Here is a 24,728-nt window from a genome sequence, read left to right on the forward strand (position 1 = left end):
AGAGATGGTAGATCCAATATGGTTAGAAACCGCATCCAATATTCGATCAAAAGGATCTGCGACAGGATTCTTGCCGTTTTCATGCTCGTTGTTTTAAGTCCTGTTTTTCTCATTCTTTCCATTGTCATTAAGGCTGACAACAATGGCCCGGTTCTGTTTAGGCAAAAACGCCTCGGGTATCGCGGAAAGATTTTTTTCATCTATAAGTTCCGGACGATGGTACCTGGGGCAATCGATCTCAGAAACCCTGACGGCAGTACCTATAATGCCGCGGACGATACGAGGGTAACGAGGATAGGGAAGATTCTTCGAACCTCCAGCCTGGACGAGTTGCCCCAGCTTTTCAATATTTTAAAAGGGGACATGAGCTTCATCGGACCCCGCCCGGATCTGCCTGAATTCTACGAGAAATATACATCGCGTCAAAAACATAAAGTAGATGTCTTGCCCGGGGTAACCGGCCTGGCGCAAATCAGTGGAAGAAATGAAATCTCTCATGCTGAAAGGATTGAACATGACCTGATTTATATAGAGAGTTATTCTTTGCTTTTAGACCTTAAAATCATATTCAAAACGGTTGTTAATGTCATGTTTGCCAAAGGCTTATACGTGAGGCAGGATAAAGATTGAATTTTCCTTTTCACTGATTTAGTGACGACCGGGAAGGCTTGAGAAAACATGGCATAATATAAGGGTAATGAGGATCGCAGGTCGGTTGTTTTGCGAAGTGTCCGGATTCTCCGGAAAGGGGAAAACATGTACAAAGTATTTGTGACCGGGCTAGGTGGTTGCGGTGTCGGCGAGGGGATAGCCAAAGCCTTGATAATGAATAATTATGAGGTGTTTGGCGGCAATAACGAACCGTTTTTTCCGTCCATGCCAAAGCTGACCACACCTTTTGTCTTGCCTTCCGCAACGTCTCCGGAATACTTGGCAAAATTGGTGGACATTTGCAAAACTCATCAAATCAAGGCTGTTTATCCAGGCTCGGAAATCGAAACCAAAGTGCTGTCTCGAGATCGAAAGGCGTTATTGGCAGAAAGCATCCAGCCCATGGTCAACCGCCCCGAAATCATCACCACTTTCCAAGATTCGTGGAGCACCTTCAAGACCCTAAAACAATTCGATTTTGTTCATGTCCCTGATACCTTTCTGCCTGAAAATATCAACCACGCTCTTCAGTCCAGCAGTTTTCCATTCATCATCAAACCGGTTTTCGGACACGGTTCCCAAAACATTCACATCGTGGAAAACGAACAGGAGCTTTCCTTTGTTCTGGACGTCATGGCGAAAAACAACATTCCGGTTGTTATCCAAAAAGTGGTAGGGCGGCAGGATCAGGAATATACGGTTGGGGTTTTTTCAGATAAGGATGGACGTGTTATCAGTAAAATCGCTATGAAAAGGCGGATGATTGCAGGGGCGACGCTCACAGCCCATATCGATGGGTATGTAGAGATAGAAGATTATTGTGCCAGGGTCGCGGTCGCTCTCGGTTCGCGGGGTCCCCTTAATATTCAATTGCGCAAGGTCGGAAACGAGTTTTTCATTTTCGAAATCAACCCGAGATTTTCGGGGACCACGCCATTTCGTGCCATGGTGGGCATCAACGAACCGGATATGATGTATCGCAATTCGATCCTTGGTGAAGCCCTCCCTCCCGCCAGCTATGAAAAAAACAAAATAATCATGCGCATGTTCCATGAGGTCATGATCGACAAAAAAGATATTTTGCGCTGAACAAGAGGTTCTCCATGCAGATCGGCATCATATCGGATTTACACGCAAACCCGTTTGCCCTTGAATCAGCGATAGAATATTTTAAATCAAAAAATGTCGAAAAAGTTCTTTGTGCCGGGGATATTGTTGGATACAGCCCTCTTGTCAATGAGACGATTGATTTTGTAAAGAAACACAACATTGAATCTATCATTGGAAATCATGATTATTATGTTATGACAGGATGTCCGGAAAAAAAAAGTTGTTTAGTAAGAGAATGCATCGCCCGGACAAAAGCTATAATCAGTGGTGAAAATCTAAAATTCCTATGGTCTTTGCCTAAACAAAAGTTTGTGGATCTTGAAGGTCATCGCATAAAAATTGTTCATGGTAGTCCTTTTAATCTTCTGGAAGAGTACATTTATCCTGACAAGCAGTTCAATCCGGTTGATTATCGGTTAGATGACGAAGACTTACTGATATTGGGGCACACTCATCATCAGATGGTGAAAGAGGTGTCGGCTTTCAGCATGGTCAATCCGGGCTCCATCGGCCAACCCCGGGATGCTTACGGATTCGCCTGCTTTGCCATCTACGATAGTTCGACAAGGGACATTCGTCTGAGCAGGCTGGAATACGACACCACCCGTATGATTCGCGCTATTGAAAAAGCAGGTTGGCCGGCGATTCTGATGAAATATTTTTGCAGGTGAAATCGTGAAGCTTATTTAAACAAATCCTTTTGTCTCCGGGAGGTGGCTTGTATGGCGAAAGTCCTCATGATCGGCCCCTTCGCAGACACCTTGCGAAATTTCAGGCACAATCTTTTGGGCGAAATGGTCCGCCGAGGGCACCAGGTCTTTGCCTGTGCTCCCGATGTCGCGCTTGAAGTACAGGAGCAGCTCGCCCGGATGCATGTGAGCTATCAGAATATCCCTCTGGAGCGGGCCGGTATGAACCTTTTTCACGACCTGGCCAGCCTCCGGGCTCTGGTGCGGATAATCGGACAGATCTCTCCGGATGTGGTGTTTCTGTACAATATCAAACCGGTTGTTTACGGTTCCATTGCCGCCAGTCTGACAGGCGTACCTATTGTCGGCTCAATGATCAACGGGCTGGGACACTCCTTCTCCTGCGATACATTCAAAAGAAAGATTCTCAACCAACTCGTCCGGCGTTTGTATAAATTTGCTCTTAATAAAAACGCCAAGGTGTTTTTTCAGAATCCCGATGATCTCAAACTTTTTCTAGAGCTTGGTTTGATTGAAAACCAGGGCAAGCCCGTTCTGGTTAACGGCTCCGGGGTCGATCTTGCATATTTTTCTCTCCAATCACCGCCGGATGAAATATCGTTTATTTTAATCTCTCGTTTGATCAAGGAAAAAGGCATTACCGAATATCTGGAGGCCGCCCGGATCATCAAGGACAAGTATCCTCAAGTCAGATTTCGCCTGGCAGGATGGATAGACGAACAACATCGTTCCGTTTCCAGAGAGGAGATTGAACGTTATCAGCGCCTTGAGATAGTGGAGTATCTTGGCAAACTGTCTGATGTGCGGCCTGCAATCGCCGAAGCTTCGGTTTATGTTCTCCCATCGTATTACCGCGAGGGCATACCCCGAACCTTGTTGGAGAGCATGGCCATGGGAAGGGCGCTGATTACAACAGATTCTCCCGGTTGCCGGGAAACTGTCAGGGATGGCGATAATGGATTTATGATCCCCGTTCAAGATGTGCCGGCATTGGTTCAAGCCATGGAATCATTCATCCTTCACCCCGAGCTGGTAACACGCATGGGGGAAGCAAGCCGAAGAATAGCCGAGGCCCAGTTCGATGAAGCCCAGGTGAATAGACTCATTTTGGATAACTTGTCTCTTTAGTCCGGGTTATCGCTTCGAGACGCTAGTTTAAAAGCCTTTCTCCCAGAGGAAGAAGAGATGTTCTATCTCGGCATGGTTGTCCAGTCATTGGAAGCATCGCAGCAGCGAATATCTCTCCAGTTACTGGTTGTAGAAATAACATTTTGAATGCATCGAGGTGGTCGACAGTGAACCGGAAGTTTCGAATATCTTTTGTGATTACCGGCCTTGGCTCTAATGGCGCTGAAATGATGCTGTTGAAGTTGTTGTCCAATATCAACCGAGATGTTTTCGAACCTAAAGTCACCTCCCTACTTGCTTACGCTACACTACGCGAAAAATTTGAACAGATAGGCATTCCGGTCACCGTTCTCGGTTTGAAACCCGGAATCCCTGATCCAAGAGGCCTATTTAAACTGATACACATGTTTAGGAAGGATAAACCGCAACTGGTTCAGACGTGGATGTATCATGCCGATCTCGCTGGCGGATTGGCAGCGAAATTGGCAGGAAATATTCCAGTCGTATGGAATATTCGTCATAGTAATCTCGATCCTGAGGTTGATAAAAAAACAACTGTGTGGACAGCCAAAGTATGCAGTCGTATATCTTCTGTTTTGCCTCATAAAATCATATGTTGCGCTGAAAAGGCTAAAAATATTCATGTAAAGCTGGGTTATGACGCTAAAAAAATCGTTGTTATTCCTAATGGTTTTGATTTGTCTCAATTTTCATTTGACACTCATGCAAAAGATTCAATAAGAGCGGAATTATCCATCCCAAACGATTCGATAGTTATCGGGTTGGTGGCTAGGTATCATCCTCAAAAAGACCACGATACCTTTTTTAAAGCTGCGGATTTGCTTAAACGACGTTTTCCCAATGTCCATTTTGTTCTTTGTGGATATGATATTACCCGGGAAAATCCTGATCTTCTTCGTTCCATGAGTGGAAAAAACCTTGATGGCTCTGTACATTTGCTCGGTCTGCGAAAGGATATTTCTGCGGTTACGGCAGCTTTCGATATCGCAACTTCCTCTTCACGTTGCGGAGAAGCCTTCTCCAATACGATAGGTGAGGCGATGGCGTGTGGTGTGCCTGCTGTGGTGACGGATGTCGGAGATTCGGCTTATATCGTGGGGGAGACAGGCAGGATTATATCTCCGGGTCAGCCAGAGGACTTGTGCCGTGCCTGGCAGGAATTGATCGATCTTGGGCAGAAGGGTCGTGCCACGTTGGGTGCTCTCGGTCGACAACGCATACAGGACCGGTTCTCTGTTGATAAAATTGCTCGGCAGTATGAAAAAATCTATTCCGATATCCTTTGTCCGAACATGGAATCTAAAAGCTGAAAACAGGACGTTACAGGTATATCCCATACAAGGAGTATCTCGGCAACCATGAATGCTTCCGCAAATTCCGTTCATATACCTTATTCCCGCGTTGTCTGCGACGGTCAGGAACTCGAACTCATACGGGAAGTTCTGGAAAGCGGCTGGTTAACCACTGCCGGGAAATGTGCCCTGTTCGAGGAAAAATTCGCCTCTGTCGTCAACGTCGAATTTGCCTGCGCAGTCAATTCCTGTACGGCGGCATTACATCTGGCCCTGGAATCTCTTGGTGTTGGCCCCGGGGATCGAATCTTTGTTCCAACCATGACCTTTACCGCCACGGCGGAGGTGGTCAGATATCTGGGCGCGGATCCGATTTTTCTGGACGTGGAATATGGAACCAGTTTGGTTACTCCCTCCATATTGGAAAAAGCGGTTGCCGATCATCCCGGAGCTAAAGCCCTGATCGTCGTTCATTTCGGTGGACAGGCTGCCGACATGCTTGGCGGACAAGGTCCCGGGCTGATGGATATTTGTCGGAGAAATGGAATACGCGTTATCGAGGATGCCGCGCACGCTTTTCCCGCACGGCAAAAGGAACAGATGGTGGGCAGTATCGGCGATATAACCTGCTTTAGCTTTTACGCCAATAAACCCATAACAACCGGTGAGGGGGGGATGGTTACCACCAACGATCCCGAGCTTGCCCGCCGGATAAGACTTATGCGTCTGCATGGAATCGACCGTGATATCTGGAATCGATATACCGCGGATAAACCTTCCTGGGAATATGACGTACTGGCGCCGGGGTTCAAGTACAATATGCCCGATATCAATGCCGCCATCGGACTGGCGCAACTCGATCGAGCCTATCTTTTACGTCAGAACAGAGAACGGTGTGCACGTTTCTATTTCGATAAGTTGCAGAATCTCGAGGGTGTTGATCTTCCCGTAATCCTGGATAATTATGAAAATCATGCCTGGCACCTGTTTCCCATTATTTTGCAGGATGCGATATCGGTCGATAGAAACGATTTTATCGAACGGATGGCAGCCAGGGGGATTGGTACTTCGGTTCACTACAAACCGCTGCACAGGATGTCCTATTACCAGAATCGTTATTCTCTGAACCCAGTCGATTTTCCGAATGCAGAAAAAGTCTGGCGAGGTTGTGTCTCTCTGCCGATTTATCCGTCTCTTAACGAGAATGAACTGCAGTATATTTGCTCTTCAATAGAGGATATCCTGAAACACTAAGACAGATGATTTCAAGGGATCCGCAGGGTGGTGGCAGGACCTTGAAGACTCTTTTAAAACAGTCGTACTGGCGGTTTCGTTATTCATCTGTCGTTACAGCGGGAATATCCTCTTTGCCTTGACGGGGATTTTATGCTTCTTCGCCATACCGCAGCATATGCCGTTTGCAGAGGACTTCCAGGGGCCCTGAATTTTGTGGCCATTGCCGCTTATACGCGCCTGCTGTCGCCGGACAACTATGGAAGATATGCTCTCGTCATTGCCGGTGTCGGTTTATTTAATGTCATATTTTTTCAATGGCTTCGCCTTTCTTTATTGCGTTTTCTTCCTTCCCACCAAGGCCATCCCAAAGGTTTTCTGTCCGCAATTCTCGCGGGATTCAGTTTGTTGATGCTTACAACCGGAGTGATCGGTATTCTCCTGGTGTTCTTGTGGCCCGATCCCACGTGGCGCGGTCTGATCGGAGTCGCCGTACCTTTGCTTTGGGCCCAGGCATGGTTCGAATTAAATCTGGAACTCGTGCGCAGTAAGCTCAATCCCGCTCGGTACGGCCTGCTATCAGGTACCAGAGCCTCCCTGGCCCTATGTTTGGGCGTTCTTTTTCTGCTTTGGGGATTAGGAGTTTACGGCCCGTTGCTGGGTATCCTGATCGGTTTGTTTGTTGCCGGCGTGTGGGTTCCAAGGCAGGAGTGGCGAGAGGTTTTGCCCCGCAATACCGATGGTCTGATAAAGGAATTGCTACGCTACGGGCTGCCGCTTACCGCTGCGTTTGCATTAAGCTTTGTGGTCGGCAGTTCGGATCGTTTTCTTATTGCCTGGCTCATTGATGACAAGGCCACGGGTGTTTATGCCGCAGGGTACGATATCACTCGTCATCCACTTATTACCTTAATGATGTTTGTGAACCTGGCTGCTTATCCGTTAGCGGTGCGCGCTTTTGAGCAGCACGGTGTCGAGGCTGCTCGCGGGCAACTGAGGCAAAATGCCGTATTGCTGTTTTCGGTAGCTTTGCCGGCTTCCGTAGGTGCGGTGATGCTTGCACCCAACATCGGTGGTCTTTTTTTGGGGGAGGCTTTTCGCAGTCGGGCCATTCCGCTTATTCCCTGGGTAGCCGTGGCTTCCTTGATGGCAGGTATTCGGGCGTATTATTTCGACCTCGCGTTTCAACTGGGGCGCCATACCCTGGTACAGGTGTTTGTCATCGGGTTTGCGGCACTCTTGAATGTCATCTTGAACGTCCTGTTTATCCCTGCTTTTGGCATTGTCGGTGCCGCATACGCTACGGTTTTGGCATATGCCTCTTCCATGATTCTCAGTGCTATCGCGGGTAGAAAATATTTCCCCCTGCCGTTGCCTGTTTTGGAAATGTGCAAAATATCGATGGCCTGTTTGTGTATGGCCCTCTTGTTATGGCCTGTTCGTGGTGTAACCGGACTAGCGGGCTTTTTTGCACAGATCGTAATGAGCGCAGTTGTATATGCCTCCATGATGGTGATTTTAAATGTAGCCCATGCCCGGGAGAAATTGATGCTTTTCTGGAAGGAAAGGGCGCGTCTTTGATGGTGTGAAAAGATTATTTCCAGGTTTTACGGATATTCGTCAAAACTCTGCAGAGAAATGGGGCGATGATACAATAAATACAAGATTCGGGAAGGTGTGTCATAGATAGTGTGCATCCGGAAACTCAGGATGCACACTATGTAGTTTTCATAAGGCGAAAGGGCCGTTTCCGGGTGAAAACTGGATAGAAAGGAAGCCTGATGATGAATGATAAGTCCGAACTCGTCGCGGTGTTCCTGCCTTCATTGCGTGGAGGTGGTGCGGAACGTGCCATGCTCAATCTCGCCGAGGGGTTTCTTGAAGAGGGGGTAAATGTCGATTTGGTGTTGGCGCAGAAAGAAGGCCCTTATCTCCAGCGGGTTCCTCAAGGCGTATCGCTGATCGACCTTCATGCCCCGCGGATACGATACGCCATTGGGAGCCTTAAATCCTACCTGGCCCATAAACGTCCCATGGGGCTGATCTCGTCTATGGATCATACCAATGTGGCCTCCCTGGTTGCTCGCAGGTTGGCTCGAGTCCCGACTCGTATCGTGGCAACTCTGCACAATACCATGTCTATTAAAATGAAAGATATGCCAGGATGGCGCCGCATGCTGGTTCCTCGTATTTTGAGAGGGGCTTACCGCAGCGCTTCAGCGGTGGTTGCCGTATCTCAAGGGGTGGCCGATGATGCCGCAAAGGTGACAGGGTTTCCCCTTAAGCGGATAAACGTGATTTACAACCCGGCTATCACTCCCGAATTGCTTACCAGAGCTTCTGAGCCCCTGGATCATCCCTGGTTTAAAAGCGGAGAACCGCCAGTCCTTCTGTCGGTGGGGCGTTTAACCGAGCAAAAGGATTACGGTTTGCTTGTTCGAGCCGTAAAAAGAGTACGTGAATCCTTGCCTGTACGCTTGATCATCCTTGGGGAAGGAGAGGAACGTGTATCTCTGGAGCAGCTTGTTACGGACCTTGACCTTCAGGACAGCGTTGCACTGCCGGGGTTTGTATCCAATCCTTATGCCTACATGCGGCATGCAGCCATGTTTGTCCTGTCCTCGCGCTGGGAGGGGTTGTCCATGGTCCTTATCGAAGCCATGGCTGTGGGGGTACCGGTGGTGTCCACGAACTGCCCGAACGGGCCTTTTGAAGTCCTTAAAGGCGGGGAACTCGGCTCGTTGGTGCCGGTGGGAGATTTGTCCGCCTTGACGGAGGCTATTCTTGGCGTCCTTGAAGGAAGAGTGCGTTCCCCCGGCGACCTCGATCTCGGTCGCTTTCAAAAGGAGCAGGCGGTCCGGTCCTACCTGAAACTACTCAGGGGGGATTGATGCGCTGAGGGAAAGCCTGGGGCTGGTACGCAAAATCGGAAAGTTTTGGTTGTAGGGTTCAAGCTTCGATAGTGGTGAGAGGCTTTTTATGGCGCATGTCGTTGTTATTGGCAGCACGGCTTTTTCCCTGCTCAACTTTCGTGGGGCATTGCTCGAGGGGCTGGTGCGCAGGGGACATAAAGTCGGAGCGGTTGCGCCGTCCGCTTCCGAAGAAATCAAGTCCCGTCTTGAGCGTATGGGGGTTTCCTATTTCGATGTCCCTCTGCGGCGAAGGGGTTTGACCCCTGTTGGCGACATGATCTATCTTTGGCGGCTTTTTCGTTTGTTTCGATCCATTAAGCCGGATCTTGTTTTGAGTTACACGATCAAGCCGGTTATTTTCGTATCTCTGGCCGCCCGGCTTGCAGGTATTCCTTATATTTCCTCCATGATAACAGGTCTTGGTTATACCTTTTCCAGCCATACGCATTTGGCCAGGGCATTGGGTGTCCTTGCTGTTTGCCTGTACAGGATCTCCCTGCGTCATAATCGTGTCGTGTTTTTTCAGAACCACGATGATCTAAACGTTTTCACCGATCTGCATCTTTTGCCCGGGTATGTCCGATCCGTTGTCATACCCGGCTCCGGGGTCGACGTGGAGCATTTCACACCGGCGCCTTACCCCGATCGGGATGCTTTTTTAATGATCGCACGTCTGGTCAGGGAAAAAGGTGTATTCGAATACCTGGAGGCGGCAAAAGTGTTGAATGCCGATTACCCCAAGGTCCGCTTTCGCCTGGCGGGTTTCCCCGGAAAGGGAACCTCGTATCTTTCGGAGACGGACTTTGCCGAAGTTAACGGCGCGGGGGCGGTTGAGTATCTCGGCAGGCTGAAAGATGTCCGATCTGCGATAGCGGATTGTTCGGTTTATGTCCTGCCCACTCATGGCGGCGAAGGTATTCCCCGCACGGTACTGGAGGCCATGGCTATGGGGCGAGCCGTGATCACCACGGATACCGCCGGCTGCAGGGAGGCTGTTGTCGACGGCAAGTCCGGTTTGCTGGTGGCTCCGCGCAATGTGCCGGCGTTGGTGGCGGCGATGAAACGTCTGCTTGACGGCCAACGGGAAAAGGCAAAAATGGGCGATGCCGGCAGAAAGAGGGCGGTTCAGATATACGATGTGCGCAAGGTCAACAACATGATTTTCGAAAATTTGGAGCTTTGATGGCTCGTAAAGGGCTACCTGTTTGGTATCTGGATGATCCGTGCGGGCATCTGCAGGCTTACGCACTTCTGAAAACGATCAAACCGCAGCACTGGGGGAAGGTTTTATGATGGGAACGTTTCTGGACCCCGGGGATAATCGATGGCGCGATTTTCTCCGCGGGGTTCGCCATGATGTCTATCATTTGCCGGGTTATGTCGCTCTTGCAGCCCGTTGCGAAGGAGGGAGGCCCATCGCATTTCATGCGAGTGACGGTGAAGATGCCATGCTTGTACCTCTGTTGTTGCGCAGGGTGCCGCAGGGCCTGTGCCGCGGAGACGAACTATGGGATGCAGTCAGTCCTTATGGTTATGCCTCGCCGCTGTTTACACGACCCGATTCTTCGGAGGTTTGTCGCAGGCTCATGGAGACCTTCATCGGGGCCGCTTGTGATCAGGGGCTGGTTACCCTGTTTTTGCGTATGCATCCTCTGCTCGATGGTCCATTGCAGGTACTGTCCGGCATGGGAACTCTTGTCGAACATGGAAATACGGTGAGTATCGACCTGCGACAATCTCCGGATGAATTGTCCAGAGACATGAGCACCAATCATCGCAGAGGAATACGCAAGCTGTGCAAAGCCGGATTTCATGCGGTGCTGGATGTCTGGGAATATTTGCCCGATTTTGTTCGCATCTATCGCCAGACCATGGCGAGAGTGGGGGCCGAAGTCTTTTATTTTTTCAAAGAAAGCTACTTCGAGGATTTGCGCACATTTCTCGAAGCACACCTTCATCTGTGCTGTGTGCTTTCCCCCGATGGCAAGGTTGCGGCGGCCGGGTTGTTTACTCTGGTCGACGGCATTCTGGAATATCATCTCGGTGGCAGTCGGGACGATTATCTTGACTTTGCTCCGTCAAAAATTATGTTCGCTTTCATGCGAAATTGGGGGCAGCGACAAGGGGAGCGGTTATTTCACCTTGGGGGAGGCTTGGGGGGACGCAACGATTCTTTGTTTGCCTTCAAAGCAGGATTTTCCTCTCGATTAACGCCATTCCATACCTTTCGTCTGGTTCTGAACCAAAATCTATACTCTTCATTATGTGCCTCATGGGAAAAGCGAAGCGGCATGCCCATGTTTGGAATAGACTTTTTTCCAGCCTATAGAAAGATTGAAAAAACGGACACTTAGACTATGGTATTTGATGACGGATAAAGGTTTTGGCTCGACACGGTTTCGTTGTTTTTCGATATTTTGCAAGTGATTGTTATCGGATGCAAACCTGAACATCTATTGCAGGTATGGTGAATAGAGCGAAGGGTTTCTTCGATCGGGTAAACTATAGTGAATGTCGTATGCCCCTGTGCCGGCACAGGAAGGGGGCGGAGGGAAGGAGCATCGGTCGCGATCATGTCCTTTCGGATTGAGAGTGATAGGTTTCATGTTTCGTTTGACCGGGATAAACCCGAGGATGAGGAAGACCACGGATGGAACTGCAGCCTGATATGTTCTTGAAGCGTTGTCTCGATCTGTTTTTTGCGGCGACCCTGTTACTGCTGTTGTTGCCGCTGTTGTCGGGGGTGTGGTTGCTGGTGCGCTGGAAATTGGGTAAACCCGTTTTTTTTCGACAGGTACGACCGGGGCTGAATGAGCGTCCCTTCACTTTGTACAAATTCCGCACCATGAGCATGGATCGGGACAATGACGGCAATCTGCTGCCCGACGGGGCGCGCCTGACTTCCCTGGGGCGCATTCTGCGCAATACCAGTCTGGATGAATTGCCCGAGTTGTTCAATGTTCTAAAGGGGGATATGAGCCTGGTCGGACCTCGGCCTTTGTATAGCAAGTATCTGCCCTGGTACAGTCAGCGCGAACGCCTGAGACATACGATAAAACCGGGAATTACCGGCTGGGCCCAGATTAACGGACGTAACAGGTTGCCATGGGATCAGCGGCTGGCAATGGATGTCTGGTATGTCGAAAACCGGTCCTTGCTTCTGGATGGTAAGATTTTATTGAAGACCGTCTCGTTTGTCCTGAACCGCCATGGAGTATCTGCCGATCCGGATCTGGTGGAAAACGATCTGGATATCGAACGGTGCGAGCTTTCAACGGACGGAACATATCGTGGAAATATGATTCCCAGAGGAAATCATGACGAAGCGTAATATGCATATCGCGGCAAAAGCGGACACCGATGATTGGTTGATGCCGCCCTGGCCGGTCTTTGATGAGAATGACATTGCGGCTGTGACTCAGGTTTTGCAGTCAGGCAAAGTCAATTACTGGACCGGTGAAATTGCGAACCGATTCGAGATGGAATTTGCCAAACGTTTTGGCGCCCGCTACGCCGTCGCCCTGGCGAATGGAACGGTCGCCCTGGAACTCGCTCTGCGCGCCCTCGGCATCGGTCCCGGTGACGAAGTGATAACCACCTGCCGGACCTTTATTGCTTCAGCAAGTGCGGTGGTGATGTGTGGTGCTACGCCTGTGCTTGCCGATGTCGATCCGGATAGCCAGAACATCACCGCCGATGCGGTGGCCGGACTCCTGACCCCTCGAACCCGTGCGATCATTGTTGTTCATCTTGCCGGTCGGCCTTGCGAAATGGATCCCATTATGGCATTGGCCCGTAAACATTCCTTGAAGGTGATCGAGGATTGTGCCCAGGCGCATGGTGCGACGTATCGTGGGCTACCGGTGGGAAGTATCGGTGATGTCGGAACTTTTTCTTTCTGTCAGGATAAAATCATGACCACAGGCGGCGAAGGTGGCATGCTGATAACCAATGATGAAGCCTTGTGGGAAAGGGCCTGGGCCTATAAGGACCATGGACGAAACTATGCGGCCGCGCACACTCGGAACAAAAACCCCGGTTTTCAATGGTTATACGATACTTTCGGGACTAACTGGCGCATGACCGAGATGCAGGCGGCCCTGGGCTGTATGGCTCTGAAAAAACTTGATGAATGGTTAAGAATAAGGCGACGGAATGCCGGTCTACTGACGGAAGCTTTGCAAGGCCTTCCGGTTTTGCGACTGCCGCAGCCCCCGCCTCATATGGAGCATGCCTATTATAAATATTACGGATTTTTGTGCCCTGATCATTTACAGGCTGCCTGGAACAGACATCGTATTCTGCAAGCATTCGAAGAGCTGGGAGTGCCTGGATTGACCGGCACCTGTGGCGAGATTTACCTGGAAAAGGCTTTTAAGGATGCAGGACTGGGACCACTTGAACGATTACCGAATGCACGCCATCTAAATGACACAAGCCTCATGTTTCTTGTCCATCCCACGCTTAAAAGCGAAGATATCACTATGATGGCGGAGCGTATCAAAAAAGTCCTCACCAAGGCTTGCCGGTAAAATTCCCTCCATGTCAGGAACTGTAACCGATCCTCCCGTTATCTTTTTCGAACTCCTCTGCTTGTCTCTGGCCTGAACGAACAGGGCAATCGGGAGGTTCTGGGGTTGCGAATCGGCGACAGGGAATCCGAGGCGTTTTGGCTTGATACCTTTCGCTGCCTGAAAAAGTGTGGCCTCAAAGAGGTTCACTGCGTTGTTTCAGATGACCATAGCGGGTTAGTGAACGCGGCTCAGTGCTGCTTCCAGGGCGAGGGCAATGTTGCCAGGATGATTTTCTGCGCAATATCCTTTCCCATGCCAGTTCGAAACACAAAAAGGATTTGGGCGAAGGGCTCAAACACAGCAACTATTGGCCTTGATCAATCAGTGCTGTATGGTAGTCTTTCAGTAGGTATCAAAGACTTTACAATTAACATGTTGTTGACCCGAGTACTAAACTTTTTTCTGGCATACAGACTTATTTAGCTGGGTTATGTATGAGGCTTTTTCACCAAACCGGCAAGTGTTCGTCAGCTCAGGCCAAGCACAGGGAGTTGCTCTGAAGATGTACTTGCAGTACGCCGAAGCGCAAGGACTGAACACGGAGTGAGGTGGCGTGCATCTGGAAGTTGCAGCACAAATTTTTATGAATTGTGCGGATTAAGCAACGATTTTAGAAAGGATGAGTCTCTATGTGCCAGGTTAAACATATCCATGAGATGGGTTGTAAAAGACCCTTGAGATTAAAAATCGAACAATTTGTTTTATCTACATTAATTACTTTAAAAATACCGCTGATCAGAAAGAAAATGAGAAAAAGTAAAACCTGTCTTATGAATTATTTAGGGAAACACCGATCCCCATCTTTAACAAAGAAGGCTTCTAAACAGCTCCCGTCTCTCGATCTTAAGGCGGGAGATATTGTCAGGGTTCGCTCAAAAGAACAGATAAGGCAGACGCTGGATGAAAACGGGCGTTTGGGCGGATGCGCGTTCCTGGATGAAATGTGGCAATATTGTGGCGGGGAATATGCCGTGGTCAAAAAAATGGAGCATTTTTTTGACGAGGCGAGTGTTAAGATGCGCAAATCTCGCGATCTTGTCCTGCTCGATGGGATTCATTGTTCCGGCCAGGGTATCCCCATTTTTAAACATGCATGTGACCGATATTGCTTGCTTTTCTGGAAGGAAGCCTGGTTGGAAAAGGTTGAATAAAACAGCGTCGTTTCTCATGCTTGAATCCGAGAGGTAGCGGCGGAAAAGAAGTGTACGCACCATTGTGTCCATCTGGAATTTCCGGCGTGGACACTACTTGTTCAGCTTGAATTATTCTTAAAACTACGCTTGCCGTTTCGCGCAAACCCCGCATGGATAAGCCCAACTTACCCGGACGCTTTAGGGGAGAGCCAAAAAAGTTCATGAAAATCTACGTGAATATATTCAAGCGGATTTTTGATTTTATCGTTACATTTGTCGGACTTACATTGCTGCTACCAGTATTGTTCTGCCTTGCGATACTGGTCAAACTTTCCTCTCCCGGCCCGATTCTTTTCAAACAACAACGCATGGGGCAGGGGGGCAAACCCTTCATTTTCTTCAAATTTCGTACCATGAGAGTTGATGCTCCGGGGACAGGTCCTGGGGTTACCTGCGGGAACGATCCAAGGATTACCCCGGTAGGTCGCTTACTGCGTAAAACCAAGCTTGATGAACTGCCGCAGCTCTTTAATGTTCTTCGGGGCGACATGTCCTTAGTCGGACCAAGACCGGAGTTAATCAAATATGTGCAATATCATAGAGAAGACTTTGCCAAGATCCTTTCTGTTAAACCGGGCATAACGGATAATGCGGCTATCGATTACCGGTATGAAGAAGAGATATTGAAAGTCTGCAAAGATGTGGAATCGGCCTATATAGAAAAAGTTCTCCCTGAAAAAATCAAGTTGTATCACAAATATATTGAGGGTATCTCTTTTCGGACAGACCTGTCCCTGATATTTCGAACCTTCCTGCGTTTATTTGATTTGCCTCGCTTGCTGGAGCCATTTGGTATCGTGAAAAAGCAATGCAAAGTCTGCGAGGGCGTTCATGTCTGCCTGGTTGGGGCAAATCACCTGCAGAACGATTTGTTTGTCGCCTTGATGAAAAATGTCCTTCATTGCCGATGCAGGTTTACAAATATAGGCTCCAGGCACGAACTATCTCAAGTGATCTGGAACGAAACGGTCCAAAAGAATCTACTTTTTCTCGACTGTTTTGCTTTGGGAAATGGCGATGTAGAAGAAATTCTCCATTCAGTTAGGCAGGCCATTCCGTGCGGTACACGATTGGCATTCTATAATTACCGGGAAAGCGCCACCTCTGAAGAAACGGTTTTGGCCCTTGGTGTGCGGTGTGTTTTTCATCCCGGCGACTCTCCCCAGCAGTTCTGTCTCGGAACCAGGGCTATTTTGAATGAAATGTAGCGGACTTTGCACTCAGAATTCATTAATTTAAAAAGGATATTTCTATGTTGGTTAGCTCTGTTACTGAACTTATAGGGAATGTACCAACCATTCAACTATCAAAAATATCCACGGGAAATGTTTTTGCTAAAGCCGAGTTTCTCAACCCCGGTGGCAGTATTAAAGATAGAGTGGCCAGGAACATCATTGATTCGGCAAAGAAAGAAGGGAAACTTACATCCGGCATGACTATTATTGAAGCCACTTCAGGGAATACAGGCATCAGCCTTGCGTGGGTAGGAGCTCAATGTGGTCATCACGTCGTTTGCGTCATGCCGGAAAACGTCAGCGAAGAGAGAATGAAAATTATCCGGGCTTTTGGCGGAGAAACCATTTCTACGCCTGCTGATGAAAACCTCATCGGTTGTTTGAAAAAAGCAAAGGAAATCATGCAGTTAGAACCAGGAAAATATTTTTTTGTTAACCAATTTTCAAATCCCCACAATCCGGAGACTCATTATAAGCAAACCGGCGCTCAAATCTGGGACGACCTGAAGGGTGAGATAGATATTTTTGTCGCAGGTGTTGGAAGCGGCGGTACGCTTCAGGGGGTAGCAAAGTTTCTGAAAGAAAAAAATCCTGCTATTAAAATAATTGCCGTTGAACCGAAGAACAGCGCAACACTCTTGGGAAAGGAGCCAGGATTACACCAGATCCAAGGAATTGGTGACGGTTTCATCCCCGAGGTTCTCGACCTTGATCTGGTGGATAGCGTTTTTACCGTCTCGGACGAGGAAGCAATCGATACAACACGAAAGCTCTCTCGGCAAGAGGGCCTGTTGGTGGGGACTTCATCCGGAGCCAATGTGTTTGCAGCTCTTCAATTCGATAATGGCCGGAATCGCGTGGTTACCGTCTTGCCTGACCGCGCGGAAAGGTATTTCAGCACAGCCTTAATTTAGATTCTTCAAGCGGGGTGAGAATAAAGAGGAGAAAACTATGGAAGAACATAGTGTCTTTTATGAGTTTTATAAAAATGCCGGATTTAAGGTGTACTCCTCGTCAAGTGGTGAATGGTGCGAACTTCAGCCGAAAATGCTGATGTCCATCCCATACCATTGCCTCATCAATCCCAAGCAGGAAGAAATGGATCATTTGCTGAATATTTCAGGGGCCTGGGGGCTGCGATTTCCGACAGAGTTGGAAAATTACGGATTTTTCAGCAAATTGGAGGTTTGTGATCATGCCGGTTATGATCTTAAATATCTAAAGAAAAAGTTTCGAAACCGGGTTTCGAAAGGAATGAAAAATTGCGAGATAAGATCTGTAAGCATTGAGGAATTAAGAAATCAGGGCTATAAATTAAACCTGCTTACTTTGAGACGTCAAAACAGAAATGATCCGAGGGCAAATCTGGAATACTGGCATAAAATATGCGCTAGTTTAGAGAAAGGTAACGGAGTAAATATTCTCGGTGCATACTACCAGGAACAACTGGCTGCGTATGTGGTTATTCTGGAAACGCCAACTATGACGGAGATGATTATTCAAAACTCTGATTCAAGACTGCTGAACTACTGTCCGAATAATTTATTGACATATCATGTGACGCGGCATTACCTGACGGAAAAAAGTAACCCTGTCCCCATATGTTATGGTTTAGGTTCCCTTGAAGAAACCCCGGAGTTGGATAGATATAAAATAGGAATGGGTTATGTAATGCAGCCAATTAAGCAACGTTTGTACTTTAGGAAAAAAATAAGAGCTTTTCTTCGACCATCACTGATTTATCCTGGAGAATTTATCAATAAACATATTGTAAAGGGACGAAGCTATAAGCTGGATAAGAGCTGTGCCATGCTGAAGCGCTATCTGGAGCAGCAATGAATTACCCACCCGGACCGCTGATTGCTTATCAATGCCCCTGTTCTGTTCATGCGCATCTATTACGAAACTTGCAAGAGAAGGTTGGATCAAGCTGAGCGTGCACTTTTCTCCTGCCCGCGCACCTATAAGGAACAATCCATGTGGCGAAGTTGAATATGACGAATGTTGACAACCCAAGTGGTCATGTTATCAATTAAATATACAGGAAAGCACAAAGGTTCATCTGTTGGGATTATCTCCCAACGCTATATTCCGGAAAGGGGGGGGCATGCCAAAGGAGACTGCAGCAAGAACCCCCCGAAATCCGGTTTTCTATAACAGGGTCCGCAAAACCCTGATCCTCTTTTTTCATCTCCTGGTAGCATCCTTTTCACTGCTCCTTGCTTTCTCCCTACGTTACGATTTGCAGATCCCAACTGAATTATGGCCATCCATTCTGGAGATGCTGCCTGTCGTGTTGCTGTTGAAACTCGTGGTTTTTCGCACCATGGGGATGGCTGATGGTTGGTGGCGTTACGTTTCGATTCCGGATTTGCTGCAGATTTTAAAAGCCAATGTGGTGGCGTCTTTCGGGGTGGTGCTGTATGCCGTATTCATCAGGGAAATGAATAACCTGCCGCGATCGGTCATTATTCTCGACTTTCTGGTTTGTTTCATGACCATGATCGGCGTGCGGGTTTTGGTCCGTATTCTCCGGGAGCAAAGGCGACAACTCACCAAAAGTTATCGTCGGAAGAAAAAAAGTGTTCTGGTCGTTGGTTCCGGCATTGTCGCCCAGACCATAGTGAGGGAAATGCGGGAGAATCCCAAAATGCTCAAGGCGGTACTGGGATTTATTGATCGCGACCAGGGACGCAAGGGGAAGGTTTTCAATGGCATACCGGTACTCGGAACCTTGGACGATATGGCCAAAATCTGCGGTAAAAATGATATCGATCTGATTATTGTTGCCGAGTCGTCGGTTCAGCCTAAGGAATTGCGAAATATTGTGGCGTTTTGCAAGGAAAACAAGATTGAATCGAAGATACTTCCGGCAATGGGGGATATCATTTCCGGTCAGGTATCTCTGCAACACTGTCGGGAAGTCCGTCTTGAAGATCTTTTGGGACGGCCACCGATTCGTTTGGATGTCGAGGAAATCAACAACTATCTGCATGGTAAACGTGTGTTGGTCACCGGCGCTGCCGGAAGTATCGGCAGTGAGATCTGTCGCCAGGTAGCTCAGTTCGGTCCGGGAAATCTGGTGATGTTCGAAAACGCAGAGACTCCGCTTTTCCACCTGGAAAACGAGCTGCGGGAAAAATTCCCCGGTTTATCGCTTATTCCCAGCCTCAGTGACATCCGGGATCAGACCCGCGTATCTCAGGTATTTAAAAAACACCGACCTCAGGTGGTTTTTCATGCCGCGGCTTACAAGCACGTACCTATGTCGGAAATCAATCCGGTTCAAGTGGTTAAAAATAACGTTCTGGGAACACGCAATATCATCGACGCCAGTTTCGATATCGGTGCGGAACACTTTGTTCTGATTTCCACCGACAAGGCGGTCAACCCGACCAATATCATGGGTACAACCAAGCGGGTTGCCGAGATGTACGCTCAGAGTCTGCCGCGTAACGGTTCCACCAAGGCTACCACTGTTCGGTTCGGTAATGTGCTGGGCAGCCACGGCAGTGTCATTCCCATTTTCCGGGAGCAAATATTGAAAGGTGGCCCGGTTACCGTAACTCATCCGGAGATAACACGCTTTTTCATGACCATCCCGGAAGCCGTGCAGCTGGTACTCCAGGCGGGGTGCATGGGATACGGAGGGGAAATTTTCCTCCTCGATATGGGCGAACCGGTAAAAATCATCCGCCTGGCGGAAGAAATGATCCGTCTTTCAGGGCGAAGGCCTTATGAGGATATTGAAATCACCTTTACGGGGTTGCGGGCAGGTGAAAAGTTGTTTGAGGAGTTGCTGATCGACGGCGAAGGGATCAAGCCGACGGTACATGAAAAAATCCGCGTACTGGAAGCGACCAGCTCTTCCTGCGGGTTGGTCAAGGAAGAAACCGAGTTGCTGTTCGAGGCGATCCGGCGCGGCGATCAGGTAGAACTTATCCGACTTCTTAAAAACATGGTGCCGGAATTCCACACAACTCAGAATTTGGTGCATTCGGAATCCAAGCCTGGAGAAGGGACAGGAAAGGGTATTAATTTATCCAACTAAGGTTTTTGAAATATATCGTGAAGCATCAATTCGGTGGGATGATTGCTTACATAAACGCTGGCTGTTGCAGGGGCAAATATTAATTTAGAACCGGGAGAGTGCTATGAAATGCAGAATGGTGTGGATTTTTATGTTGGTGTTTCTTGCTTGTCAACCGGCTTTGGCAGAGGAAAAGGTCGTTGATACAGGTGGGACGGAGGTAAGTACTGCTGTTGAAATGCCGGCTTTGGCTTACAGCGAAAGTCCTTTTGAACAGGGCACGACAACTAACAGGGTCGGCGAAATCCTTGGATCGAAAACAGGATACGTTCATCCCTACCTGGGCATTGGAGAATATTTCACCGACAACTTATTCAGTACAGAGTCCAACCGCCAAAGCGATTTCTTTACCCGGATCACACCCGGCATATGGATGACGTTGCCGGCAAGCAAATATCCCATTCGTCAGCTTCGCACCCTCAATACCGCACCGGGAGGGCTGGCTTTGAGCCGTTTTCGGTCCAAGGGCAAATCGCGTCTTCAGGGCTATGCCAGTTACCAGGCGGATATTTTACGACACAGCCGATTCACATCGGAGGATCATGTCAATCAAAGGGCCGAGGGGTATTTCCGCTACAATTTCCGTGGCGGGTTATCTGTCGAATTGCTGGACATTTACGAATTGAATCACGACGCTTACAACACCGGTTCCAGCAACACTCTGGATAAGTTCAAATCCAATCTTTTAAATGCGGTAATCAGTTATGAAATCAGTCCGAAGACTTCAATGGAAGCCGAGTATGGTTTTTATAACCTGAGCTATGATCAGACAAAAAACCAATTTCGCAATCGGGACGACCACAGTTTCATCTGGCGAGGATTTTACCGGTTCCTGCCCAAGACCTCCGCGCTGGTCGAATATAATTTCATCACCATCGACTACGATGACGCAGAACAGTCCGACAGTGATGAACACAGGGTTTATCTGGGCCTGCAGTGGGAACAGAGCCGTAAATCACGGTGGCGGGTGATGGCTGGTATGGGAGAGAAGGATTTTGCCCGTTCGGGGCGGGATGATGCCACCAATGTCTTGGCGGAGCTACAGTTTCTGCACCGGTTTACACCTAAGACCTATGCGGAACTGCGTGCTTCCCGAACCACCAATGAGACGGACAGTTTTGATACGGAATACACGGTCTCCCACAGGATTCTATTTCGTTACTACCAGCGTATTACAGCCAGACTTCTGGCATCGGTTATAGCGACCTACGGGAATACCAAATACAAAGGGGGATCAACGGCGATCGATCGGGAAGATCACCGAGGGACGGTGGGATTCGATGTGAAATACACCCTGACCAACTGGTTGGCTGTGTCCGGCGGTTATACGTTTGTTAAACGCCATTCAAATATCAAGACATCTGGTTACGACAAAAACAATGTCTATATCAACTTTATTTTTTCGCTTTAGCAAAACCATCCGGCGATTATGGTTGCATAAAACATGCTAGCCAACAAGGAGATAGCCATGACAAGGCAGATTTCCAGATTAGTTTTAATCTTGTTTTTGATCGTCCTGTTTGGACAATTTTCCTCAGCGGAAGAATTGGATTACCGGGTAGGCGAAGGAGATGTCCTCAAGGTCATGGTATACGACAACCCTGACTTGGAAACAACCACCCGGGTCAGCGGCAAGGGGGTTATCCTGTTTCCCCTGGTTGGAGAAATAGCCATCGACGGCCTGTCCATATCCGAAGTGGCACAGAAAATTGCCTCCAAGCTGGCGCAGGGCTATATCCTCGATCCTCAGGTCTCGGTTTTTGTCGAGACATTCGGAAGTCAGAAAGCCACCATCATGGGCGAGGTGGTTGTGCCGGGGCTTTATGAATTGAGCGGAGCCACCACGCTTATGGAGATGATTTCCAAAGCCGGGGGACTGACCGACGAGGCTGGTGATGTCGTAACTATCAGACGAAAAAATCCCGCGAATCCGGATCAGGATGACACCATTACGGTTAATCTTAAAAATCTTATGGAAAGAAATGGAACCAATGCAAAGCTTACGATCCGCGGTGGGGACAGTATATTCGTATCGAAGGCTGGTGTGTTTTATGTAACGGGGCAGGTAAATAAACCCGATGCCTATAAATTCGAGGCGGGCACCTCCGTTATAAAAGCCGTTACCATGGCCGGTGGATTTACCGAACTGGCTTCCCAAAAAAGAATCCAGATCATTCGTCAGGTCAATGGCAGCGAGCGTGTTCTGGAAAAGGTTCCACTTCATACGCCTGTTAAACCGGATGACGTTATTATGGTTCCTGAAAGTTTTTTCTGATCTCTCGCAGGTAAGAATTCTAGCGCTGAATGATCGATAGTCAGGAAGGTGATATCTCTATGCTGATCAAAAATCAATCCCTTCATTTAAGAGACATTTTCAGGGTATTAAAAAAGCGCAGGAATGTTCTGGTCGGATTTTTCATAACCGTTTTTTCCGTGGTGTTGCTCTATACGTTTGCGTCCACACCTCTATACGAGGGCAGTACCAAAATCATGATCGAGAAAGCGGAAGGCGATAATCTGACCGGGCGATATGTCAGTAGAAGCACCGATCCTGAGTTTTACGGAACCCAGTTTCAGTTGATTAAAAGTCGCGCCGTAGCGCGAAGGGTCGTAAAAACGTTGGGACTGGATAAAAATCCCGAAGCGTTTTACGGCAAGCATTCCGACCGCAACTCGTCTATAGGCACTATCCTGCCGAAGGTCAAAAGCTTTTTTATCAGCGTCGGCAACCTGTTTATGACCCGCGAGGCCCGACAAAACCGTCAGGAACAGGGACAACTGTCAGACGCAGAAAGAATTGCTATTGAGATCAGCGAAGAAATTCAGGTCCGTCCTGTTTTGGAAAGTCGCATAATCAACATTAATTTCTTTTCCCCGAATCCCGAGTTGGCAGCCCTTATCGCCAACACGACGGCAAAGGCCTATATCGAGGAGATCCTCGAAATGAAGCTGGATTCTACGCGAAGACGGCTGGATTGGATGACGCAAAAGGCTGAAGCAGAGGCGATAAAACTCCAAGAGTCGGAACAGGCTCTGCAGGATTATATGAAAGCCAATAACCTGGTGACGATTGAGAACCGTATGACCGTCACTCCGGAAAGGCTGTCGGAAATCAATATACAGCTGTTGCGTGCCGAATCGCGGCGCAAGGAACTTCAGGCACTGTACAGTAAGGTCAGGTCCGTCGGCAGGAATTACCGGTCGGCCCAAACCATTGCTGCCATAGCTTCGGATCCGGCCCTGCAAGCTCTTCGTGCACAGATTGTGGAAACCGAAAAATCGATGATGGAGTTGGGAAACAAGTACGGTCCCAAACACCCGCTGATGGTTAAGACCCGTGGGGATCTGCATGTCCTGCAGAGAAAGCGCAATCAGGAAATCGAGCGTATTGTTGAATCCATCAAAAACGAATACGAACTGGCGCTTTCCAATGAAAGAAGCCTCCGTCAAAAACTGGAAAACAGCAAAACGGAAGCCCTGGTCCTGAATGAAAAATTCATTCAATACGGACATCTGAAAAGAGTCATCGATACCAACCGGACTTTGTACGATGCTCTTTTGCTCAAACTGAAAGAACAAAGCATTACCGAAGAAACCCAACCGGTTAACCTCTGGCTGGTGGAAAAAGCTTCGGTACCTCTCGAACCTGCCAAACCGTGGGTTGCCCTGAATCTTCAGATCGGTATTCTGCTCGGCGCCCTGGGCGGGATCGCGCTGGCGTTTTTCCTGGAATATCTGGACAATACAATCAAGGATCCTGAGGATGTCGAAGCCGTGCTGGGTGTGCCTGTCATCGGTGTGGTCCAGCGCAAAAGGAATGCCGATCATCTGGAGAACATGGTTGTTACGGAGCCGCAGTCGGCTCTGGCGGAGAGTTTCCGAGGGATTCGAACGGCCATTCAGTTGTCTTTTCCGGATAATCCGCCCAAAAAAATTCTCATGACCAGTTCTGTCATGGGAGAGGGGAAAACAACCACCGCCGCCAATCTGGCTTTGAGTACATCGCAATCAAATCATCGGGTGTTGCTCATCGAGGGCGATCTTCGCAGGCCCCGTTTCCATAAAATTTTCAAAATCAGCAATGTCAAAGGCCTCAGTAATTACCTGGCCGGGGATGTGGATGCGCCGATTATGCATAAGGGACCGTTACCCCATATGGCGATTATACCGGCCGGCCCGATTCCTCCGAATCCCGCAGAGCTGTTGATTTCCAAACGTATGCAAGCCTTGTTGGAAACGGCCAGTCATGATTTCGACTTTATCATTTGTGACGCGCCCCCGCTTTTGCCCGTTGCCGATACGCGTATTCTGGGTCGATTGTTCGATGGTGTCATCCTGGTGAGCGATGCCGGCCAGACGACTTTTGATCTTGTGGAACGATCCCTGAAAATGCTTCAGGATATCAACGCGCGGCTACTCGGTATGGTCATCAATCGTCACGACGCAGCCAAGAGCGGTTATTACCATCAAAGCTCGTATGATTATTACGAATCTCCAAAGTGTCAGACGCAAGGCAATAGGGATTAGGACTTCGGATGCCGGTTCCTGCTTGTCGATGGAGTACGGTTCCCTGTATAGG

At 48.7% G+C, this 24,728-nt stretch carries 21 protein-coding genes; all 21 read left to right on the plus strand.

What is annotated here, in order from left to right; all coding sequences use genetic code 11:
- Nucleotides 1–18: 18 nt before the first annotated feature.
- The 21 genes from PCAR_RS08510 to PCAR_RS08610 all read left to right on the plus strand — a co-directional run bounded on the left by PCAR_RS08510 (nucleotide 19) and on the right by PCAR_RS08610 (nucleotide 24,676).
- The gene (locus PCAR_RS08510) at nucleotides 19–630 is read left to right on the plus strand and encodes a sugar transferase (protein WP_041531314.1); all 612 of its coding nucleotides are present in this window, start codon (nucleotides 19–21) and stop codon (nucleotides 628–630) included.
- A gap of 126 nt (nucleotides 631–756) precedes the next feature.
- On the plus strand, nucleotides 757–1,740 hold the full coding sequence (locus PCAR_RS08515) for an ATP-grasp domain-containing protein (protein WP_011341249.1): 984 nt from the start codon (nucleotides 757–759) through the stop codon (nucleotides 1,738–1,740).
- Nucleotides 1,741–1,754: 14 nt separating this feature from the next.
- Nucleotides 1,755–2,432 carry a metallophosphoesterase family protein gene (locus tag PCAR_RS08520; protein WP_011341250.1) on the plus strand — a complete coding sequence of 226 codons (678 nt, stop codon included), beginning with the start codon at nucleotides 1,755–1,757 and terminating at the stop codon, nucleotides 2,430–2,432.
- Between the two features lie 51 nt (nucleotides 2,433–2,483).
- Nucleotides 2,484–3,599: a glycosyltransferase family 4 protein gene (locus PCAR_RS08525; RefSeq protein ID WP_011341251.1), complete on the plus strand. Its 1,116-nt coding sequence runs from the start codon at nucleotides 2,484–2,486 to the stop codon at nucleotides 3,597–3,599.
- A gap of 167 nt (nucleotides 3,600–3,766) precedes the next feature.
- Nucleotides 3,767–4,930, plus strand: a complete 1,164-nt coding sequence (locus tag PCAR_RS08530; RefSeq protein ID WP_011341252.1) for a glycosyltransferase family 4 protein — start codon at nucleotides 3,767–3,769, stop codon at nucleotides 4,928–4,930.
- 48 nt (nucleotides 4,931–4,978) lie between these two features.
- Entirely contained in the window at nucleotides 4,979–6,166 is a 1,188-nt protein-coding gene (locus PCAR_RS08535) for a DegT/DnrJ/EryC1/StrS family aminotransferase (protein WP_011341253.1), read from the plus strand.
- A gap of 132 nt (nucleotides 6,167–6,298) precedes the next feature.
- Complete coding sequence (locus PCAR_RS08540) at nucleotides 6,299–7,726, plus strand: oligosaccharide flippase family protein (RefSeq protein WP_011341254.1); 1,428 nt, start codon at nucleotides 6,299–6,301, stop codon at nucleotides 7,724–7,726.
- A 200-nt stretch (nucleotides 7,727–7,926) separates the two neighbouring features.
- On the plus strand, nucleotides 7,927–9,036 hold the full coding sequence (locus PCAR_RS08545) for a glycosyltransferase (RefSeq protein ID WP_011341255.1): 1,110 nt from the start codon (nucleotides 7,927–7,929) through the stop codon (nucleotides 9,034–9,036).
- Between the two features lie 88 nt (nucleotides 9,037–9,124).
- The gene (locus tag PCAR_RS08550) at nucleotides 9,125–10,240 is read left to right on the plus strand and encodes a glycosyltransferase family 4 protein (protein WP_011341256.1); all 1,116 of its coding nucleotides are present in this window, start codon (nucleotides 9,125–9,127) and stop codon (nucleotides 10,238–10,240) included.
- A 106-nt stretch (nucleotides 10,241–10,346) separates the two neighbouring features.
- On the plus strand, nucleotides 10,347–11,411 hold the full coding sequence (locus tag PCAR_RS08555; protein WP_011341257.1) for a GNAT family N-acetyltransferase: 1,065 nt from the start codon (nucleotides 10,347–10,349) through the stop codon (nucleotides 11,409–11,411).
- Nucleotides 11,412–11,707: 296 nt separating this feature from the next.
- Nucleotides 11,708–12,388 (plus strand): sugar transferase, encoded by a 681-nt coding sequence (locus PCAR_RS08560; protein ID WP_011341258.1) that lies wholly within the window; start codon nucleotides 11,708–11,710, stop codon nucleotides 12,386–12,388.
- Nucleotides 12,375–13,589: a DegT/DnrJ/EryC1/StrS family aminotransferase gene (locus PCAR_RS08565; protein WP_011341259.1), complete on the plus strand. Its 1,215-nt coding sequence runs from the start codon at nucleotides 12,375–12,377 to the stop codon at nucleotides 13,587–13,589. Before PCAR_RS08560 ends, PCAR_RS08565 begins: the two co-directional genes overlap by 14 nt.
- Nucleotides 13,590–13,646: 57 nt before the next feature.
- Nucleotides 13,647–14,054: a transposase gene (locus tag PCAR_RS19240; protein WP_081425030.1), complete on the plus strand. Its 408-nt coding sequence runs from the start codon at nucleotides 13,647–13,649 to the stop codon at nucleotides 14,052–14,054.
- A 206-nt stretch (nucleotides 14,055–14,260) separates the two neighbouring features.
- Nucleotides 14,261–14,782: a hypothetical protein gene (locus PCAR_RS08575; RefSeq protein ID WP_011341260.1), complete on the plus strand. Its 522-nt coding sequence runs from the start codon at nucleotides 14,261–14,263 to the stop codon at nucleotides 14,780–14,782.
- 203 nt (nucleotides 14,783–14,985) lie between these two features.
- Nucleotides 14,986–16,032: a sugar transferase gene (locus tag PCAR_RS18360; RefSeq protein ID WP_081425031.1), complete on the plus strand. Its 1,047-nt coding sequence runs from the start codon at nucleotides 14,986–14,988 to the stop codon at nucleotides 16,030–16,032.
- 44 nt (nucleotides 16,033–16,076) lie between these two features.
- Nucleotides 16,077–16,973: a cysteine synthase A gene (gene cysK / locus PCAR_RS08585; RefSeq protein ID WP_011341262.1), complete on the plus strand. Its 897-nt coding sequence runs from the start codon at nucleotides 16,077–16,079 to the stop codon at nucleotides 16,971–16,973.
- A gap of 37 nt (nucleotides 16,974–17,010) precedes the next feature.
- Nucleotides 17,011–17,898, plus strand: coding sequence for a GNAT family N-acetyltransferase (locus tag PCAR_RS08590; protein WP_011341263.1), 888 nt, complete (start codon nucleotides 17,011–17,013; stop codon nucleotides 17,896–17,898).
- Nucleotides 17,899–18,166: 268 nt separating this feature from the next.
- The gene (locus tag PCAR_RS08595; RefSeq protein WP_011341264.1) at nucleotides 18,167–20,110 is read left to right on the plus strand and encodes a polysaccharide biosynthesis protein; all 1,944 of its coding nucleotides are present in this window, start codon (nucleotides 18,167–18,169) and stop codon (nucleotides 20,108–20,110) included.
- Between the two features lie 115 nt (nucleotides 20,111–20,225).
- The gene (locus PCAR_RS08600) at nucleotides 20,226–21,560 is read left to right on the plus strand and encodes an outer membrane beta-barrel protein (RefSeq protein WP_158447414.1); all 1,335 of its coding nucleotides are present in this window, start codon (nucleotides 20,226–20,228) and stop codon (nucleotides 21,558–21,560) included.
- Nucleotides 21,561–21,617: 57 nt separating this feature from the next.
- Nucleotides 21,618–22,424 carry an SLBB domain-containing protein gene (locus PCAR_RS08605; RefSeq protein ID WP_011341266.1) on the plus strand — a complete coding sequence of 269 codons (807 nt, stop codon included), beginning with the start codon at nucleotides 21,618–21,620 and terminating at the stop codon, nucleotides 22,422–22,424.
- 59 nt (nucleotides 22,425–22,483) lie between these two features.
- Nucleotides 22,484–24,676 (plus strand): GumC family protein, encoded by a 2,193-nt coding sequence (locus tag PCAR_RS08610; protein WP_011341267.1) that lies wholly within the window; start codon nucleotides 22,484–22,486, stop codon nucleotides 24,674–24,676.
- Nucleotides 24,677–24,728: the final 52 nt, after the last annotated feature.

This window comes from Syntrophotalea carbinolica DSM 2380 (assembly GCF_000012885.1).
GTDB lineage: Bacteria > Desulfobacterota > Desulfuromonadia > Desulfuromonadales > Syntrophotaleaceae > Syntrophotalea > Syntrophotalea carbinolica.

Coding starts and splice junctions, on each gene's coding strand:
- PCAR_RS08555 (WP_011341257.1), top strand. CDS start 10,347: ATGATGGGAACGTTTCTGGACCCCGGGGATAATCGATGGCGCGATTTT.
- PCAR_RS08595 (WP_011341264.1), top strand. CDS start 18,167: ATGCCAAAGGAGACTGCAGCAAGAACCCCCCGAAATCCGGTTTTCTAT.
- PCAR_RS08510 (WP_041531314.1), top strand. CDS start 19: ATGGTTAGAAACCGCATCCAATATTCGATCAAAAGGATCTGCGACAGG.
- PCAR_RS08535 (WP_011341253.1), top strand. CDS start 4,979: ATGAATGCTTCCGCAAATTCCGTTCATATACCTTATTCCCGCGTTGTC.
- PCAR_RS08610 (WP_011341267.1), top strand. CDS start 22,484: ATGCTGATCAAAAATCAATCCCTTCATTTAAGAGACATTTTCAGGGTA.
- PCAR_RS08590 (WP_011341263.1), top strand. CDS start 17,011: ATGGAAGAACATAGTGTCTTTTATGAGTTTTATAAAAATGCCGGATTT.
- PCAR_RS08545 (WP_011341255.1), top strand. CDS start 7,927: ATGATGAATGATAAGTCCGAACTCGTCGCGGTGTTCCTGCCTTCATTG.
- PCAR_RS08560 (WP_011341258.1), top strand. CDS start 11,708: ATGGAACTGCAGCCTGATATGTTCTTGAAGCGTTGTCTCGATCTGTTT.
- PCAR_RS08520 (WP_011341250.1), top strand. CDS start 1,755: ATGCAGATCGGCATCATATCGGATTTACACGCAAACCCGTTTGCCCTT.
- cysK (WP_011341262.1), top strand. CDS start 16,077: ATGTTGGTTAGCTCTGTTACTGAACTTATAGGGAATGTACCAACCATT.
- PCAR_RS08525 (WP_011341251.1), top strand. CDS start 2,484: ATGGCGAAAGTCCTCATGATCGGCCCCTTCGCAGACACCTTGCGAAAT.
- PCAR_RS08600 (WP_158447414.1), top strand. CDS start 20,226: ATGGTGTGGATTTTTATGTTGGTGTTTCTTGCTTGTCAACCGGCTTTG.
- PCAR_RS08575 (WP_011341260.1), top strand. CDS start 14,261: ATGTGCCAGGTTAAACATATCCATGAGATGGGTTGTAAAAGACCCTTG.
- PCAR_RS08565 (WP_011341259.1), top strand. CDS start 12,375: ATGACGAAGCGTAATATGCATATCGCGGCAAAAGCGGACACCGATGAT.
- PCAR_RS18360 (WP_081425031.1), top strand. CDS start 14,986: ATGAAAATCTACGTGAATATATTCAAGCGGATTTTTGATTTTATCGTT.
- PCAR_RS08605 (WP_011341266.1), top strand. CDS start 21,618: ATGACAAGGCAGATTTCCAGATTAGTTTTAATCTTGTTTTTGATCGTC.
- PCAR_RS08540 (WP_011341254.1), top strand. CDS start 6,299: ATGCTTCTTCGCCATACCGCAGCATATGCCGTTTGCAGAGGACTTCCA.
- PCAR_RS08550 (WP_011341256.1), top strand. CDS start 9,125: ATGGCGCATGTCGTTGTTATTGGCAGCACGGCTTTTTCCCTGCTCAAC.
- PCAR_RS08515 (WP_011341249.1), top strand. CDS start 757: ATGTACAAAGTATTTGTGACCGGGCTAGGTGGTTGCGGTGTCGGCGAG.